This window comes from Streptomyces sulfonofaciens (genome assembly GCF_014656295.1).
In the GTDB taxonomy this organism is placed as follows: Bacteria; Actinomycetota; Actinomycetes; order Streptomycetales; family Streptomycetaceae; genus Streptomyces; species Streptomyces sulfonofaciens.
Genome location: NZ_BNCD01000006.1, coordinates 133,516 through 149,054 on the forward strand (window position 1 = coordinate 133,516; position 15,539 = coordinate 149,054).

Genomic DNA, 15,539 nt, shown 5'->3' on the forward strand with positions numbered 1-15,539 from the left:
TCGGCCGGCCCCCGACCGGCCGACACTGCGTAAGTCTCCGAGTCGCCACCCGCGCTTCCGGCTTCCTCCCGGCCGGTCTCGCTGGCGACAACGGAAAAGTACGCCGGGCAGGCACTCTCCTGCATGGGCCTGTGGGCCCAAGTGCGGGCCCAATCACGCGGCCGGGCGTGCTGGGCCTCCCGGCCCGCGCCGGGTCGTGCGGTGCGCACGCGCTCAGCCATGGTGCGCCCCGTTCCCCGGTGCGGTGCCCAGCCAGCGTGCGATGGCCTCGCTGCGGCTGCCCGCGTGCAGTTTGGCGAAGATCCGGTTGATGTGGTTCTTGACGGTCTTCTCGCTGATGAAGCAGGTGGCGGCGATCTGCTGGTTCGTCATGCCCGACGCGATCAGATCCATGACCTCCACCTCCCGCTGACTCAGTCCCGCACCGATGCCGCGGGACGCAGCTCCCGCCGGGGCCGATGACGACTGTGCCAGGTTCGCTTGCGAAAGCGAAGATGCCGGAGGGTACTGTTGCGAAGCTGTCACATGACCAGTACCTGGGAAATCACGTCCAGTTGGCGGTGGCTGCGGCGACTGATAGGGCGTTACGTGTGCAGGTGCAGATACTTGCGACGATGATGGGTCGCGGTGTCCTGAGCCGGTGAACGCGGTACCGAGGCCGTCCGGCAGCGGCGCCCGCTCACCGGCGGACGGGCCGCCGCCGCGCATGGAGGCGAGCAGCGCACTGGTCGCCGTCGCGGAGAGCGGGGCACGGCCCGCCTTCATGTCGCGTACCGCCGTGACCAGTTGGTCCGCCGTGAACTCGCCGTGCACCAGGTAGCCGCCGGCGCCGAGCCGCAGGGACTCGTGCACGATCTCGGCCTCGCGGCTGTACGTCATCATCAGCACCGGCGCGATGCGCACCAGGTGCGGCAGGGCCGAGATGCCGTCGACGCCCGGCATGCGGACGTCCAGCAGGATGACGTCGGGCCGGTGGAGCCGGGCCTGCTCGTAGGCGCCCCGGCCGTCGGACGCCTCCGCGACGACCTGGATGTCGTCCCGGCCGGAGAGCAGCACGGTGAGCCCGGCCCGCACCACCGGGTTGTCGTCGGCGACCACCACGCGCAGGGCCGGGGCCGCGTCCGGTTCTGGCAGGGCGGGGAAGCCGCCGGACGACGAGGGCTCCGGCAGCGGCGAGGACGGTCCCGGCAGCGCGGTGACGTGGGCGGGAGTGTGCTCCGAGCGGGCCACCGAATGGCCGGAGGTGTGCTGCGACGCCTCGTGGCTCTGGGCGGGCCCCGGCCCCGTGGGCCGGTGGCCGGTCGGCGGCCGGCCCATGGGCCGGCGGTCCGGCGGCTGGGCTCCGGGGTACCGGCCTCCCGTGGGCTGATGGCCGGTGGGCGGGTGCGCCGCGGGCTGGTGTCCCGCGGGTGAGGTGGGGTCGTCCGGCATGGTTCGCTGCCTCCTCTCAGGCGGTGTGGGGCGGGGTGGGGCGCGGCGGGTGCGGTGGCGCCGGGACGCCCGGCGGGGCACCGTCCCCCCGTTCGGCGGCGGGCCGGCCCTTGCGCGGCGCGGCGAGCCTGATCGTGGACGGGTCCGGGTCCTGCGCCGGGGCCTGCCGCGGTTCCCGTTCCTGTTCCGGACCCGGTTCGGCGGGCGGAAACCCGGGTGCGGCGGTGAGCGGGGCGGGTCCCGCAGGCGGGGCGGCCGGGACTGGCGGGACAGCCTGGGTCGGCGGGACGACCTGGGTGGGCGGGACAGCCTGGGTCGGCGGGACGACCTGGGTCGGCGGGACGGCCGGCAGCGCGGCCAGCGGCAGGTCGACGCGGACCTCCGTGCCCGCCTTCTGGTGCCCCTTGCCGATCCGGATCCGCGCCCCGATGCCCGCGGCCCGCTCGACCATGCCGACGAGGCCGAAGTGGCCCGAGCGGCGCAGTCCGTCGAGCGTGGTGTCGGGCGGCAGGCCCCGGCCGTCGTCCTGGACGCTCAGCCGCAGTTGGTTGCCGACGATGCCGGCCGTCACGTCGACATGACGCGCCTCGGCGTGCCGGTGGGCGTTCTCCATGGCCTCCGCGGCGATGGTGAGCAACTGGCGGGCGACGGCGGGCGGCACCGCCGGCAGCGCCGCGCCGGCCTGCGGACGGAACTCGGCCCGTACGCCGGTGCGGCGGGCGAAGTCGGACGTGCGGGCGGCGAGCTCGGCGGCCACGTCGACATGGGCGTCGACGCCGGAGGCGCGGCGCAGGTCGGAGAGGAGTTCGCGGGACTCCGAGGCGGCACGGCGGGCGGCGCGGGCGACCAGCTCCGCCTGGTGCTTGACGGTCGCCGGGTCCATCCGGTCGGCGGAGGAGGCGAGGCCGTCGGCGGCGAGCGCGAGGCCGTGCAGGGTCTTGGCGACGGAGTCGTGCATCTCGCGGGCCAGCCGGGCCCGTTCGCCCTCCACGGCCTCCGTCACGGCGAGCCTGGCGCGGGTCTCGGTGAGCGCCTGGGACGCTGCGCCGAAGCGCAGCAGCAGTCCGCGCAGCGTGCCGCCGACGGCGCCGGCGAGGACGCACAGGCCCATCAGCAGCAGGGCTCCGGCGTGCGCGGGGATGTCGTTGACCGCGTAGGCAGCGGCCAGCAGCACGATCTGCAGGGCGGCGAAGATGCCTGCGCCCCGCCAACTGTAGACGAGGCCGGCGAGCAGCGGGGTGCAGATGGTGACGATGCCGAGGGTCGAGTTCGGCGAGGCGGTGAAGAGCAGCAGCGCGCCGAAGAGCATGTCGGCGGCGAGCAGCGACGGGTGGCGCAGCAGGACGGGGCCGAACCGCTCCCAGTCACGCATCAGCACGTACGACACCATGAAGGTGACGAGCACCGCGGAGCCCACCAGCCAGGCGGCGAGGCCGCTCTCTCCCGAGGTGAGCGCGAAGGGCGCGGCGAGTGCGGTCATGGCCAGGCGGAAGCCGAACAACTGGCGGCACAGCGCCTGAAGGGCGTTGACCTGGATGGGCAGGGAGGGGACGTGGCCCTTGGTGCCGACCACGCCGACCACACCCCCGCCGGCGGGGCCCTCCGGGGCGCCGGGGCGCCCCGGCCCGCCGGTTGCGGCGTCCACCGGAACCATCGGGCCCATCGGGCCCGTCGGGTCGCCGCCGGTCAGAGCGGCCGGGGCGCGCAGGCGCTGGAACATCTTCCCGTCACCTTCTCTCCCGTCCTGCCGTCGTTGCTCGCCACGTGCCACGCTCCGCCGGGCGGCGGCGGTTCCCCCTCCGGTCGTCCCCCGGGCCGTCCTGATCGGCCGTCATCCGCCGAGCAGTTGGTTGAAGTCGACACCGGATCCGTAGTAGAAGCCGACCGCGATCAGGAGCATGGTCGCCGGCAGCATCACGCTGGTCACGATCAGCGTGGACTTCGGGACGGCCTTGGCCGCCTTGCGGCGGGCGTTCTGCGCGTCGGTGCGGCGCATGTCGTTGGCGATCTGGATGAGCGTGTCGACGATCGGGGCGCCGAGCTCCTCACCCTGCTGGAGCGCGGAGACGAACATCGAGACCTGCTCGGAGTCGTTGCGCCGGCGCATCTGGTCGAAGGCGTCCCGGCGGCTGACGCCCATGTCCATCTGGCGCAGGGTGATGCGCACCTCGTCGGCCCAGGGGCCCTGGTACTTATCGGAGACCCGCTCCAGGGCCTGCCTGAAGCCGAGGCCCGCGGAGACCACGACCGCGAGGACGTCCAGGAAGTCCGGCAGGGTGCGCTCGATGTCGTCGCGGCGGCGGCTGATGGCGACGCGGATCAGGGCCTCCGTCCAGAAGAACCCGTACACGGCGAAGATCAGTGCCAGGAAGAGCTGGTTGTCGAGCAGCATCACCAGCCCGGCGACGAAGCCGAGGACGGTGTAGACGGCGCGCCGGGCGGCGTACCGGTCGACGGTCATGCCGCCCGGGTTGCCGGCCATGTCCAGCTTGCGGCGGACCGCGTCGACGCGCTTCGGCCCCATCATGCGCAGCACGGTCGGTGCGTACCGCATGCCCATGCGGTCCACCAGGGACCCGGCGACGCTGGTGCGGGAGCCGCCGACCTCCAGGGCCACCGCGAGGTCGTCCGGGAGCTTGGCGTCGGCGCGGTAGCGGCGCACGCCGGAGAACGCCCCGTACACCGAGAGGCCCATGACGAGTGCGAGCGCTAGTTCTTCCATGCGAGTCCCCTAAGTCTCCTGCTCTCCTGCTCTCTTCCCCGCACCCCGCCGGGCCGTCAGATCCGGATCCTGGTCAGGCGGTTGATCATGAAGAAGCCGAGGCCGTACAGGACCGCCGCGATGACCACGACGACCTTGCCGACGGTGGCGCCCGTCATCGCGTCCAGGGCGCCGGCGCGCATGCTGTTGATGATGAGCAGGAAGCCGAGGCCGAGCACCGGCACGGCCACCGCGGTGACCTTGACCTGGGAGAGCAGGGTGGTGACCTCGCGGCGGGTCTCCTTGCGTTCCTCCAGGGTCTCGGTGAGGTTGCGCAGACTGGAGACGATGGTGCCGCCTGCCCGGTTGGACAGGATGAGGGTGGTCACCAGGACGGTCAGCTCACGGGACGGCAGCCGCTGGGACAGCTCGTTCATGGCGTCGTCGAGGGAGTGGCCCACGGCGAGCTGGTCGGCGACCCTGCGGAGTTCCTCGCCGGCCGGGTCGTCCAGTTCCTCCGCGGCCATGGCGATGGCGGTGCGCAGTGCGAGGCCGGCCTGGGTGGCGTTGGCGAGGATGCGGGTCAGCTCGGGGAGCTGGCCGATGAACGACTGGGTGCGCTTGGCCCGCTGCCAGTCGAGGAAGGCGTTGGCGCCCCAGATGCCGACCAGGACGCCGATCAGCCCGAAGAAGGAGGTGAAGATCGTCTCCATCACGAAGTACACCACCAGCAGCCCGGCCACGGAGTAGACGAAGTACTCCCCGGGCGTCAGGTCGAGGCCGGTCACCGCGATCTTGTGTTCGATGCTCCGGCCAAGACGGGTGGTGCGCAGTCGCCGGTCGACGGCGGGGAAGCGCCGCCTGCGGCCGCCGGTCATCTGTCCCTGGCCGGCGGCGGCGAGCCGTTCGACGAGGTCATCCCGCTGGGCCTTGCCGGCCGAGTAACTGTGCAGGCCGACGACGGCGAACACGCAGGTGAGCAGCGTGGCGCAGACCGTCAGGAGTGTGAGATCCATGGGGACGGGCTTTCTCCGTGGTGTGGGTCGGGCCGGCCGGCGGGCGGGCGGGGAGCGGGCTCGGCGGGGGTCAGGGGCGGGCGGCCTCGGTCATACGGGTGAGTGGCGTACGGTGAGGTCCTCCTCGGTGTCGGCCACCCCGAACACCGGGGAGACCGCTTCGTTCTTCATGTAGAGCCGGTCGGCGACGCTCCTGGGCAGCGGGAAGTACTCGAACTTCCCCTGGATCCGGCCGTCGGAGCCCATCGGCTGGGCGTTGAACCGGCAGACGGTGGCGATCCGGTACTCCTCGCGGCCGTGCGAGTGGACGAGCGCGATCTCGGTGATGCGGCGGGCGCCGTCCGCGAACCGGGTGAGCTGGACGATCACCTCGACGGCGCTGTTGATCTGGTCCTTGATCGCGACGAAGGGGATCTCGACCTCGGACATCGAGGCCAGCGTCTGCAACCGCATCAGCGCGTCCTCGGCGCTGTTGGCGTGCACGGTGGCGAGCGAGCCGTCGTGGCCGGTGGACATCGCCTGGAGCATGTCCAGGGTCTCGCCGCCGCGGACCTCGCCGACGATGATCCGGTCGGGCCGCATGCGCAGGGAGTTGCGCACCAGGTCGCGGATGGTGATGCGGCCCTTGCCCTCGACGTTCGCCGGGCGTGCCTCCAGGGTGATGACGTGCGACTGCTGGAGCTGGAGCTCGGCGGAGTCCTCGATGGTGACGATGCGCTCGCCGTCGGGGATCACCGCCGACAGGGCGTTGAGCAGGGTGGTCTTGCCGGTGCCGGTGGCGCCGGAGACGATCACGTTGAACCTGCCCCGGATCAGCGAGGCCAGCAGCATCGTCATGTGCTCGTCGAGCGAGCCGAGCCCGATCATCTCCTGGAGCGTGAAGGCCCGCGGGAAGCGGCGGATGGTCAGGACGGGGCCGGTCAGCGAGAGCGGCGGGATGATCACGTTGACGCGCTCGCCGGACGGCAGGCGGGCGTCCACCATCGGATTGGCCTCGTCCACCCGGCGGTTGACGGTGGAGACAATGCGCTCGATGGTCTGCATCAACTGGTCGGTGGAGCTGAAGCGCATCGGGAGCTGTTCGAGGCGGCCGCCGCGCTCCACGAAGATCTGGTCGGGGCCGTTGACCATGATCTCGCTGATGGAGGCGTCCTCCAGGAGCGGTTCGAGGATGCCGAGGCCGAGCGCCTCGTCGACGACCCGGCGGATGAGGACGGCGCGCTCGTGGGTGGAGAGGACGGGGCCCTCTCTGCTGATGATGTGGCCGAGGACGCGCTCCAGGCGGATGCGGCGCTCGGCGGCGGCCAGCGCGGACATCTCCGCGAGGTCGATCTCTTCGAGGAGTTTGGCGCGGTAGACACCGACGAGGTGGTTCTCCGCCTGGTCGCGGGAACGGGCGCCCTGCGGCTCGGGGCTGTTGAGCCGGGCCCTGAGACTCATCTGCGGTGCTCCTCGGGAGGGTCGTGACGGGTGGCGCGTGCCGGTGGGCGGTCAGTCGCGGGGCATGGTGACGGAGCGCTGCGCGGTGCCGAAGCCGACGCCGGGGATGATCGAGGGGACGTCGACGCGTGCGGTGTACTCGACGCTGTCGAAGCCGCCGCCCGACCGGCTGATGCTCGCGGTGAGCCAGTCGCTGACGGCCGCGCGGCCCGCGGTCTGCGGGTCGGCTGCGGGATGGGCCTGCGAGGCGACGCGTGCGGCGGCCCGTGCGGCGGTGCCGGCCTGCTGGACGGCGTACACGGCCAGGCCGAGCTGGATGGCGGCGAGGCCCACCAGCAGCAGGATCGGCAGCAGTCCGACGTACTCGATGGCGACCTGGCCGCGGTCGCCGCTGCGGCGGTCACCGCGCCGGGTGCGCGGCAGGCAGCGGGTGCGCGGCGGGCGGGCTTGGCGGGTGCGCGGCGGGCGGCGCCGGTGGGTGTGCGGCACGGTCATCCTCAGCTCTCCCTCGCGGCCGCGGCGTTGCCGGGGACCGTGATCGGCATGTCGACGAAGCCGGGGAAGAGCAGCGGCACGCTGAGGTCGGCGTGTGCCTTGACCACGCCGTCGGTCACCGTGCATCCGATGCTGGCGCCGGACCGCCAGGCGGGCGACAGGTCCTGCTCGCCCGCGGTGGCACAGGTGGCGTTGCGGTCCCGCCACGGATCGGCCTCGGCGCCCGCGTGCACGGCCCGGTCCGCTGCGCTGCCGGCCAGCGCGAAGGTGTAGCCGATGAGCACGGCCTGCCAGAGCACGATGAGCGTGGCCAGGATGACCGGGGTCATCGCGGTGAACTCCACCGCGATCTGGCCCCGGTCGTCCCTGACGACGTCGCGCAGCCGCCTCGGTATGTCCGGTACCCTCATCGCCGCTCCCCCCTCAGCCGTTCGTGGTTCTCGGTGTCCGTGCCGGGTTTGTGCCCGCGCCGCCGTCCTCGCTACCTCCTGCGCCCCTGCGGCGCAGTCCGAACGAGCCGCGGTCGTTGCCGCGCAGCCGTCCGCCCTTGGGCGCACCGCCCTCCGAAGCCTTGATCAGGCCGAGCTGTCCCGCCAGGGCCCACAGGGCCTGTTTCACGGTCGACCTGGCCTCCAGGTCCTGCATCCGGCCCGCGTCGACGACACCCTGCAGCTCCTTGAAGCCGGCGGGCACGGCGACGGGCGCCACCTGGGTGCCGGTGATCTTCTGGACGAGCGGGGGCTGGATCTCCGTGTTGCGTATGTAGCGGTTGATGACCGTGACGGTCTCCTCCGCCTTGCGCACCTGGAGCCGGTGCCACATCCGGACCATCCGCTTGGCGGCGCGTACCGCGAGCACGTCCGGGGTGGTCACCAGCAGGGCCGTGTCGGCCATCTCGATCGCCGCGGCGTTGGCACCGCCGAGCTGGGTGCCGCAGTCGATGACGACCACGTCGTGGCGGGACCGCAGGGCGCTGATGATCTGCCGTACGGTGCGGTCCGAGACCTCCTCGCCGCGCTCGCCCTCGGCCGGTGCGAGCAGCAGCACGATGCCGGTGTCGTGGACGAAGACGGCGTCCTGGAGCACCCGCGGGGAGATGTCGTGGACGGCGGCGAGGTCGACGATCGACCTGCGGAACTGCACGTCGAGGAAGGAGCCGACGTCGCCTGCCTGGAGGTCCATGTCGACGAGCGCGACGGTGTGTCCGGACGCGCGGGCCGCGAGCGCGAGCTGGACGGCGGTCGTGGTGGTGCCGACGCCGCCCTTGGCGCCGGAGACGGTGACGACCGTGCCGCCGGGCCCGGTGAACACCTCGGCGCCGCTGCCGAGGTGGCGGCGGACGCCCACCGACCACTGGGCGGCGGTCTGCACCCGGCTGGCCAGTTCCTCGTAGCTGATCGGCATGGCGACCAGGCCGCGCGCGCCGGAGTCCATGGCCGCCGAGAACAGGCCCGCGGAGGCGTCGGTGGTGATCAGGATGACGCCGACCGCGGGGAACCGCAGGGCGACCTCGCGGATCAGCTCCAGCGCGGGCACCGGGCCGATCCGCTCGTGCACGAGGACCACCTCGGGCAGTTCCTCCAGCGACTCCCCGGCGAGCCGGGCGAGGGTGTCGAGCAGGGAGGTGGAGTCGCCGACCGGCGCCGCCGGGTCGGCGTCCGGCAACTGGCTGAGCAGCGTGGTGACCGAGCGGGCCACGTCCGGGTCGCCGACCGCCGGGAGGATCCTTGTGGTCATCCGAACCTCACTGGTCCTCGTCGAGGGTGTAGGAGCGGTCGCCCGGCGGGATGGTCGTGTCGCTGCCCGGAGCCACCAGGGCGAGCCGCACGTGCTCGGCGAAGGACTCCGCGTAGGCCACGCGCTGGGCGTTCAGGGTGTTCAGGGCGAAGGTGATGGGCACGGCCTGGGTGGGCTCGCTCTGGCTGTCGTTGTTCTTCGGCTCCAGGGCGGTGATCCTGCCGACTTCGAGTACCCGGGCGTTGGGCACGATGACCCGGGACTGCGCTTTCTCCTTGTCGTTCTGGGCGGCGAAGGTGGCGTAGATGTTCACCGTGGAGCCGGGGGTGATCTTGCCGGCGACGCCGGTCTCCGCGTCGATCATGATGGCGATCTCCTGCTCGCCGGCCTTCAGCTCCGGCTGGTCCACCAGCATGTCGGACTGGAGCAGCGAGCCCTTGCGCAGGGTGGTCACCGCGATCTTCCCGTCGATCTGGGAGAGGTCGGTGACCGCGGTCTCGGACAGCCAGCGCTTCGGCATGGACACCTTGCGGAACGAGCCGCTGTCCAGCCTGGTGTACGGGGCGATGTCCGCGGTGAGCTCATACGCGGTGACCTCGGGGCCGACCTTCGAATTCACGTCGCTGATCACGGACACCACCCCGGCGAACGCGCCGAATGCGCACAGGACGGAGACGAGCAGAAGTATGACGCCACGGCGCTGACGTGAATTCATGAGCGAGACGACCTCGTTCGGGTTCCGGGGACTTGTATCGAGTTCTTGGGATCTTTATCGCCGGCCGTCGGGCCACGGGGCCGGCCGGTGTGGTGGGCGCGGGGGCGGGTGCCGCGGCATCGCGGTGCGGTTGCCCGGGGGCCACCGGGGCCGGCGGGCGGCCGCACCGCGGTCTACGGCCTCGGCGGCGCCGAGGGTGTCCCCTCGGTAGGGACACCGGCCGCCCGTTTCTGGTTCTCCCGGGAGAGCGGGGCGGCGCAGAAGCAGCAGCGGTCGCCGATCAGTTCGAGGCCGCACCAGTGGCAGTGCTCCCGCCGCACCGAGGAGACCAGTTGGTGGATGACGGAGATGTCGGAGAGGTGGGCGACGAACTCGATCAGCTTCGCCGTGCCCCACCAGCGAGCGGAGTCGGCGGGCAGCGCGGCCTCCTGCACCCCGTGCACCCCCCAGGCGGGAGCGAGTGTGCCCGTCACCCAGTCGGACTGCAACTGCCCCTTGGCGACGGTGAGCTGGGTGGCGTACTCGGGGCCGGTGAGCCGGGCGTCGCCGCCGATCCTGACGAGCTGCGGCTGGGGCCCCGCCACCACACCGAACTGGCTGCCGGGCACCCAGGACTTGGCGTGCGACTTCAGGCTGACGGGCACCCGGTCGAGGCGGGTCACCGAGTTCAGCAGGGCACCGGCGTGGATGTAGTGCGCGAGCAGCCGGGCCGAGGCCGCGACCACGCCCGCGCTGAAGTCACACACCGACAACTGCCTGAGCTGGCGCACCAGTACGGCGACGCCGAGCGGCGGCAGCTCCGACTCGACCAGGGCGATCCGGTCGCTCTCCAGGATCGAGCGCACGGTGTGCAGCCGGCGTACGAAGGCGACGTCGAGCGAGGCCGGGTAGACCACCACGACGTATCCGAACTGCTCCTGGAGCACCTGCATCTCGGCGAGCGCTGCCTCCAGGGGCTGCTCGTCGGGGGGCTGGAGGGCGACCGCCGTGGGCGTTTGCTGATCGGTCGGCGGCAGCACCAGATCGGCCCTTGTCACTGCAATTGCAGTCGGCACCTTGCGCTCCCCCCGTCCAACTTCGGCCAGCACCCAGCACCTTATCCACGTCATCGGGGGCAGAGAACACCGAACTTTTTCCCGGGACTCGACTCCCCGAGGAGAAGTCAGACCAAAGACGGACAGGCCGGACGCCCTGGTAACGCTATCCGCCCAACGGGTGATCAAAACCGAGTCGAACAGCCTTCAGTAATTCGATAGGCAAATGCGACCGGAAGTTCGGGTGCCCGGTGCCGCCCCGGCCCGAACGGGCGGGGAATTCGCCGGAATCGGGCCCGGAACGGGCTCCTTTGGGCCTGCCCGTGGGCCCACGGACCCATGCCGGCCCCGTCCCGTCCGGCTACTGTCCGGGCGTCAGCCGGGGTACGCGGGTTTCTCAGAGGGGGGCGGACCCATGCTCAAGGGGGACGGCGGCGGCGCGCCGCCGGGCATCGGCGGTCCGGACGGCGGAGCGGGGCGCAGGTGGGACGACCGGGGCGCCTCGGCCATGGAGTACGTGGGTGCGGTCATCGTGATGGCGGCCGTCGTCACCTCGCTGATGGCCACCGACGTCGGCCGGTCGGTCGCCGACAGGTTCAGGTCCGAGGTCTGCCGGGTGCTCGGCGAGGACTGCGGCGCCGGCAAGCCCCCGGACGGCGTCCCGCTCACGGACACGGACTTCGAGCCGCCGCTCTGCCAGATCTCCTCGATCACCGACAAGGCGGGCTCCAAGGCCAAGATCCTGTTCTTCGAGATCGGCAACGAATACGGCTTCCAGGAGCAGCACTTCAAGGCCAACACCGACGTCAACCACGACGGAAAGGTCGACGACCGCGACGAGCTGGTCTACCTGACCTTCACGGACGCCGCTTCGGTGGCCGCCAAGAAGGACTGGAAGCCGGGCGCCAAGGTCGGCAAGTTCGGCTCCGACAAGGTGGAGCTGGGCGCCGGCGTCAAGGTGACCAACGGTGACACCTGGGTCTTCCAGAGCCCCGAGGAGGCGCAGAAGTTCCGCGACGACATCGAGAAGCTCCAGATGTACAAGATGCGGCGGGAGTCCCCCGGCGGCGCGGACACCAGCCTCGGCGACGGCCTCCTCTACCTGTTCGGCACCGGCCCCCTCAAGGACGAGGAGGACACCGAGAAGCGGGTCAAGCAGGCACTGGGCGACAACCGGCAGATCACCTACGGCAAGATCGGCATCGACCTCTCCGCGGCGGGCGGGATGAAGCTGTCCGCCGGCGACGAGAAGAAGCTCAGCGCCTCCCTCGGCGGCAACTTCAAGTTCTCCCCCGAGGCGACCTGGACCGACAACAAGTACAGCAACACCAAGTCGTACACCTACTCCGCGTCGATCGACTACGGCACCAAGGTGGGCTACAACGCCGGCCCCATCAGCGGCGACTTCTCCGCGAACACCACCCAGACCGGCACCATCACGGTCACCAAGGACAAGAAGACCGGCAAGCTGATCCGCATCGACATGACCCGCACGGTGGAGCAGGGCGGCCAGAAGGACGGCGCCTCGGCCGGCGGCGACAACGGCAAGGACGGCAAGGACAAGCGCGGCGGCAGCGGCAGCGCCAAGGGCGGCGACAGCACGACCGGCATCCGGGTGGTCACCAACTCGGTCAGCTTCGACCCGGGCCCGGCCGGCGACAAGGACCGCGCCGTCGCCCAGACCTGGTTGGACGGCTCGGGCGACAACGCCGCCCCGTTCACCTACATGTTCGGCGACCACGCCCCGACGAAGCGGCCGGGCAGCGACGACCCCTTCGGGCAGCTCCTCTTCGACAAGGGCAAGTCGAGCAGGACGCTGTACACCGGCCGGACCGACGCGGCGGAGTACGGCTTCGAACTGAACCTGGGCCTCAGCCTCGGCTTCTCGGTGAGCACCGAGAAGAAGGAGGAGATGCTGAACGACGCACAGTTCCTGGGCGCGCCCCACGGCGGTCAGCGTGCGTACCTGCCCTACAGCTACTGTGCGAAATGACGCAAAAGGATGCCCCGACCGGTGCCGACGCGACGATCCCGGGCAAGCTTCCAGCGACCGGCCACCAGGGGCGACAGGAGCCAGCAGCCATGACCAGCACCCCCACCACCACCCGAACGAGCACCCGTGCGCCCTTGGCCGCGCACGGCACGGGACGCGTGCCGCCGAGGTCCGGCGCCGTCCTCGCCGGGCTGTGCGCCGCCGTGCTCGCCCTGAGCGGCTGCGGCGGGCAGAAGGGCGGCTCCCCGGCCGCGGGCTCGGTGCCGGACGGCTGGGGCACGCTGGCCACCAGCGGCGTCAGCGTGTCGTACCCGAAGGCGGGCTCCGGCTCCGGCGGGTACACCGTCCAGACCGCGGGCGAGCGCAGCAAGTACAACGCCGCGGCCGCCGAGCGCACCGAGCACGGCGTCACCGTCTCCCTGATCACCATCCAGCTCGGCTTCACCCGGGCCGACACCGCCGAGGACGCCGCGATCGCCGCCGAGGCCGGGATCCAACTGGGCTCGACGATCAGGAGCACCAGGAAGGTGAAGCTGGCCGGGACCGGCGACGCCCGGCGCATCGACTTCGAGTTCGGCTCGACCGGCGAGGACCGCACGCCCCCGAAGGGCACCCGGATCGAGGGGGTGATCCTCACCGGCCTCGACTCGAAGGACAGGACGTTCGCGGTCCGCGTCGACGCCCGCAAGGGCACGCTCCCGGACGCGGACCTGAAGAGGATCGTCGACTCCATCGAGGTGCACTGATCATGCACGTGCCCGGCGGAGGACTGCTCCTCTTCGGACTGCTCGCGGTGTTCTTCGGGGCGCTGACCGCCAAGTACGCCCGGCGCCTGGTGACGGTGGCGCGCATGCTGCGCCGCGGCGCCCGCACCACGGGGTCGTGCGTCCGCGTGGAGCGGGAGCCGTACAACCGCTCGGACGCCACCCGGCACTTCTTCGCCTTCCGCACCGCCGACGGCGAGACGGTCGAGTTCGAGGACCTGGCCGGGTGGTCCATGGCGAAGGGCACGGTCGTCACCGTCGCCTACGACCCGCGCGACCCGGCGCGCACCGCGACCATCGCGGGCCGCGGCAACTGGTCGCCGGTGCTCCAGTGCCTGGCGCTGGTGGGCGGCTGCTCGCTGGGCACGGCCGGGTTCGCCACGCTGTTCCTCGTCCAGGCACTCGGAGGCACCTGATGTCACGCCCCCCGCGACAGCCCGACTGGCACCGCGACTGGTCGCGCACGGGACCGCGTGCGGACTTCCGTACCGGTCCGGGCGCCTCGGGGCCCGGACCGGGCGCAGGGGAGCGCGGCGCAGGGGTGTTCGCCTTCGCACGCGCCTGGGCGGCCGGCATCGTGGTGCTGATCGCCACCGAGTACCTCCAGGTGACGCTGGTGTACCAGACGTTCGTCGGCCCCGGGGGAACCCGTTCGTTCGCCTCGGCGCTGCTGCTGGTGCACCTGCCCAACCTGGTGTGCGTGGCGCTCGCCACCTGGGCCGCGGCGCGGCTGCATCCCGAGCCGTACCGCGAGGCGCCCGCCCGGCACGCGGTGGCGGCCTGTGCGGTGCCGGTGTGCGGCCAGCTCCTGGCCCTGTCCATGCAGTGGGACCGGCCCGGCTCCGACGCGCTGGGGCTGTGGCTGTCCAACGCGGCGCTGCTCGCCGGCTGCACCGTCGGCTGGGCCGCCGACCGGTGGCAGCGGTCCGCCGCGTGAAGCGGCAGCCCAGGGCGAGGCCGGCGCGGCCCCCGAGAAGGACGGTCCTCTTCCAGAGGTCTTGACAACTCTATTGGTCTGAACCAGCGTTGTACGCCAGCGGTGGCCACCGTTTCGTAGCGCAAACCCCCACAGGCGCTTCCCGCTCCTGCCGTACCACCCGTATGACCTTCCCCCCACAGGAGGCCGCAGTGGACCGCGTATCGGACCCCAACGACCCGAGCACCACCCCCAGCAGACGCAAGAGGACCTGGTCGGCCATGGTGGCCGCGGCCGTCGCGGCCGCTTCCCTGACCCTCACCGGGCTCGCCACCGACCGTGCGGACGCGGCCGGCGCCCACCCGGTCGCCGGCAAGGCGTCCGCCGCGGCGGACCTGCCCGCGCACGCCGTGACCGGCTACTGGCAGAACTTCGACAACGGCGCGACCGTCCAGAAGCTCTCCGACGTGTCCGACCAGTACGACATCATCGCCGTGGCCTTCGCGGACGCCACCGCGACGCCCGGCGCGGTGTCCTTCTCCGTGGACTCGTCCGGTCTCGGCGGCTACACGGAGGACCAGTTCAAGGCCGACGTCGCCGCCAAGCAGGCGGACGGCAAGAAGGTCGTCATCTCCATCGGCGGTGCGAACGGCACGGTGAGCGTCACCGACGACGCCTCCGCGCAGGCCTTCGCCGACTCGGTGCACACGCTGATGCAGACGTACGGGTTCGACGGTGTCGACATCGACCTGGAGAACGGCCTCAACTCCACCTACATGTCCAAGGCCCTCCAGTCGCTGGGTCAGGAGGCGGGCAGCGGGCTCGTCGTGACGATGGCACCGCAGACCGTCGACATGCAGTCGCCGGACAACGAGTACTTCAAGACGGCGCTGAACATCAAGGACATCCTGACCGTCGTCAACATGCAGTACTACAACAGCGGTTCGATGCTGGGCTGCGACGGGCAGGTCTACAGCCAGGGCACGGTGGACTTCCTGACCGCGCTCGCCTGCATCCAACTGGAGAACGGCCTCGCGCCCTCCCAGGTGGGCCTGGGCGTACCGGCGTCGACCAGCGCGGCCGGCGGCGGCTACGTCGACCCGGGTGTCGTCAACGACGCCCTGGACTGCCTGACGAAGGGCACCGGCTGCGGCTCCTTCAAGCCCGACAAGACCTATCCGGACCTGCGCGGCGCGATGACCTGGTCGACCAACTGGGACGCCGCGTCCGGCAACGCCTGGTCCGACGCGGTGGGCGCGCACGTGCACGCACTCGCCTGACCTCCCACAGACCACTC

15 protein-coding genes are annotated in these 15,539 nt (G+C 71.6%); 5 read left to right on the top strand and 10 right to left on the bottom strand.

Annotated features, from left to right (window positions below):
- Positions 1-213: 213 nt before the first annotated feature.
- The 10 genes from IE313_RS12290 to IE313_RS12335 all read right to left on the bottom strand — a co-directional run bounded on the left by IE313_RS12290 (position 214) and on the right by IE313_RS12335 (position 10,572).
- Positions 214-1,317 (bottom strand): response regulator transcription factor, encoded by a 1,104-nt coding sequence (locus tag IE313_RS12290; RefSeq protein WP_373316978.1) that lies wholly within the window; start codon positions 1,315-1,317, stop codon positions 214-216.
- 130 nt (positions 1,318-1,447) lie between these two features.
- Positions 1,448-3,094, bottom strand: a complete 1,647-nt coding sequence (locus tag IE313_RS12295; protein WP_189931573.1) for a sensor histidine kinase — start codon at positions 3,092-3,094, stop codon at positions 1,448-1,450.
- A gap of 168 nt (positions 3,095-3,262) precedes the next feature.
- On the bottom strand, positions 3,263-4,153 hold the full coding sequence (locus tag IE313_RS12300; protein WP_189931222.1) for a DUF5936 domain-containing protein: 891 nt from the start codon (positions 4,151-4,153) through the stop codon (positions 3,263-3,265).
- Positions 4,154-4,209: 56 nt separating this feature from the next.
- A complete protein-coding gene (locus tag IE313_RS12305) occupies positions 4,210-5,148 on the bottom strand; it encodes a type II secretion system F family protein (protein WP_189931234.1) in 939 nt (312 codons plus the stop codon).
- A gap of 90 nt (positions 5,149-5,238) precedes the next feature.
- Positions 5,239-6,588 (bottom strand): TadA family conjugal transfer-associated ATPase, encoded by a 1,350-nt coding sequence (locus tag IE313_RS12310; RefSeq protein ID WP_189931235.1) that lies wholly within the window; start codon positions 6,586-6,588, stop codon positions 5,239-5,241.
- 51 nt (positions 6,589-6,639) lie between these two features.
- On the bottom strand, positions 6,640-7,083 hold the full coding sequence (locus IE313_RS12315) for a TadE/TadG family type IV pilus assembly protein (protein ID WP_189931237.1): 444 nt from the start codon (positions 7,081-7,083) through the stop codon (positions 6,640-6,642).
- A 2-nt stretch (positions 7,084-7,085) separates the two neighbouring features.
- Positions 7,086-7,493 carry a TadE/TadG family type IV pilus assembly protein gene (locus IE313_RS12320; protein WP_189931239.1) on the bottom strand — a complete coding sequence of 136 codons (408 nt, stop codon included), beginning with the start codon at positions 7,491-7,493 and terminating at the stop codon, positions 7,086-7,088.
- A 13-nt stretch (positions 7,494-7,506) separates the two neighbouring features.
- Positions 7,507-8,820, bottom strand: coding sequence for a CpaE/TadZ family protein (locus tag IE313_RS12325; protein WP_189931241.1), 1,314 nt, complete (start codon positions 8,818-8,820; stop codon positions 7,507-7,509).
- Between the two features lie 7 nt (positions 8,821-8,827).
- Positions 8,828-9,535: a Flp pilus assembly protein CpaB gene (cpaB, locus tag IE313_RS12330; protein ID WP_189931243.1), complete on the bottom strand. Its 708-nt coding sequence runs from the start codon at positions 9,533-9,535 to the stop codon at positions 8,828-8,830.
- A gap of 173 nt (positions 9,536-9,708) precedes the next feature.
- Positions 9,709-10,572, bottom strand: a complete 864-nt coding sequence (locus IE313_RS12335) for a hypothetical protein (RefSeq protein ID WP_229924566.1) — start codon at positions 10,570-10,572, stop codon at positions 9,709-9,711.
- 412 nt (positions 10,573-10,984) lie between these two features.
- Here IE313_RS12335 and IE313_RS12340 point away from each other — a divergent pair, with 412 nt between their 5' ends.
- The 5 genes from IE313_RS12340 (at position 10,985) to IE313_RS12360 (ending at position 15,522) form a co-directional block, all read left to right on the top strand.
- The gene (locus tag IE313_RS12340; protein WP_229924567.1) at positions 10,985-12,562 is read left to right on the top strand and encodes a hypothetical protein; all 1,578 of its coding nucleotides are present in this window, start codon (positions 10,985-10,987) and stop codon (positions 12,560-12,562) included.
- 89 nt (positions 12,563-12,651) lie between these two features.
- Complete coding sequence (locus IE313_RS12345) at positions 12,652-13,308, top strand: hypothetical protein (protein WP_229924568.1); 657 nt, start codon at positions 12,652-12,654, stop codon at positions 13,306-13,308.
- A 2-nt stretch (positions 13,309-13,310) separates the two neighbouring features.
- Positions 13,311-13,742, top strand: coding sequence for a DUF3592 domain-containing protein (locus IE313_RS12350; protein WP_189931247.1), 432 nt, complete (start codon positions 13,311-13,313; stop codon positions 13,740-13,742).
- A complete protein-coding gene (locus tag IE313_RS12355) occupies positions 13,742-14,263 on the top strand; it encodes a hypothetical protein (RefSeq protein ID WP_229924569.1) in 522 nt (173 codons plus the stop codon). Before IE313_RS12350 ends, IE313_RS12355 begins: the two co-directional genes overlap by 1 nt.
- Positions 14,264-14,523: 260 nt before the next feature.
- Positions 14,524-15,522 carry a chitinase gene (locus IE313_RS12360; RefSeq protein ID WP_189931580.1) on the top strand — a complete coding sequence of 333 codons (999 nt, stop codon included), beginning with the start codon at positions 14,524-14,526 and terminating at the stop codon, positions 15,520-15,522.
- Positions 15,523-15,539: the final 17 nt, after the last annotated feature.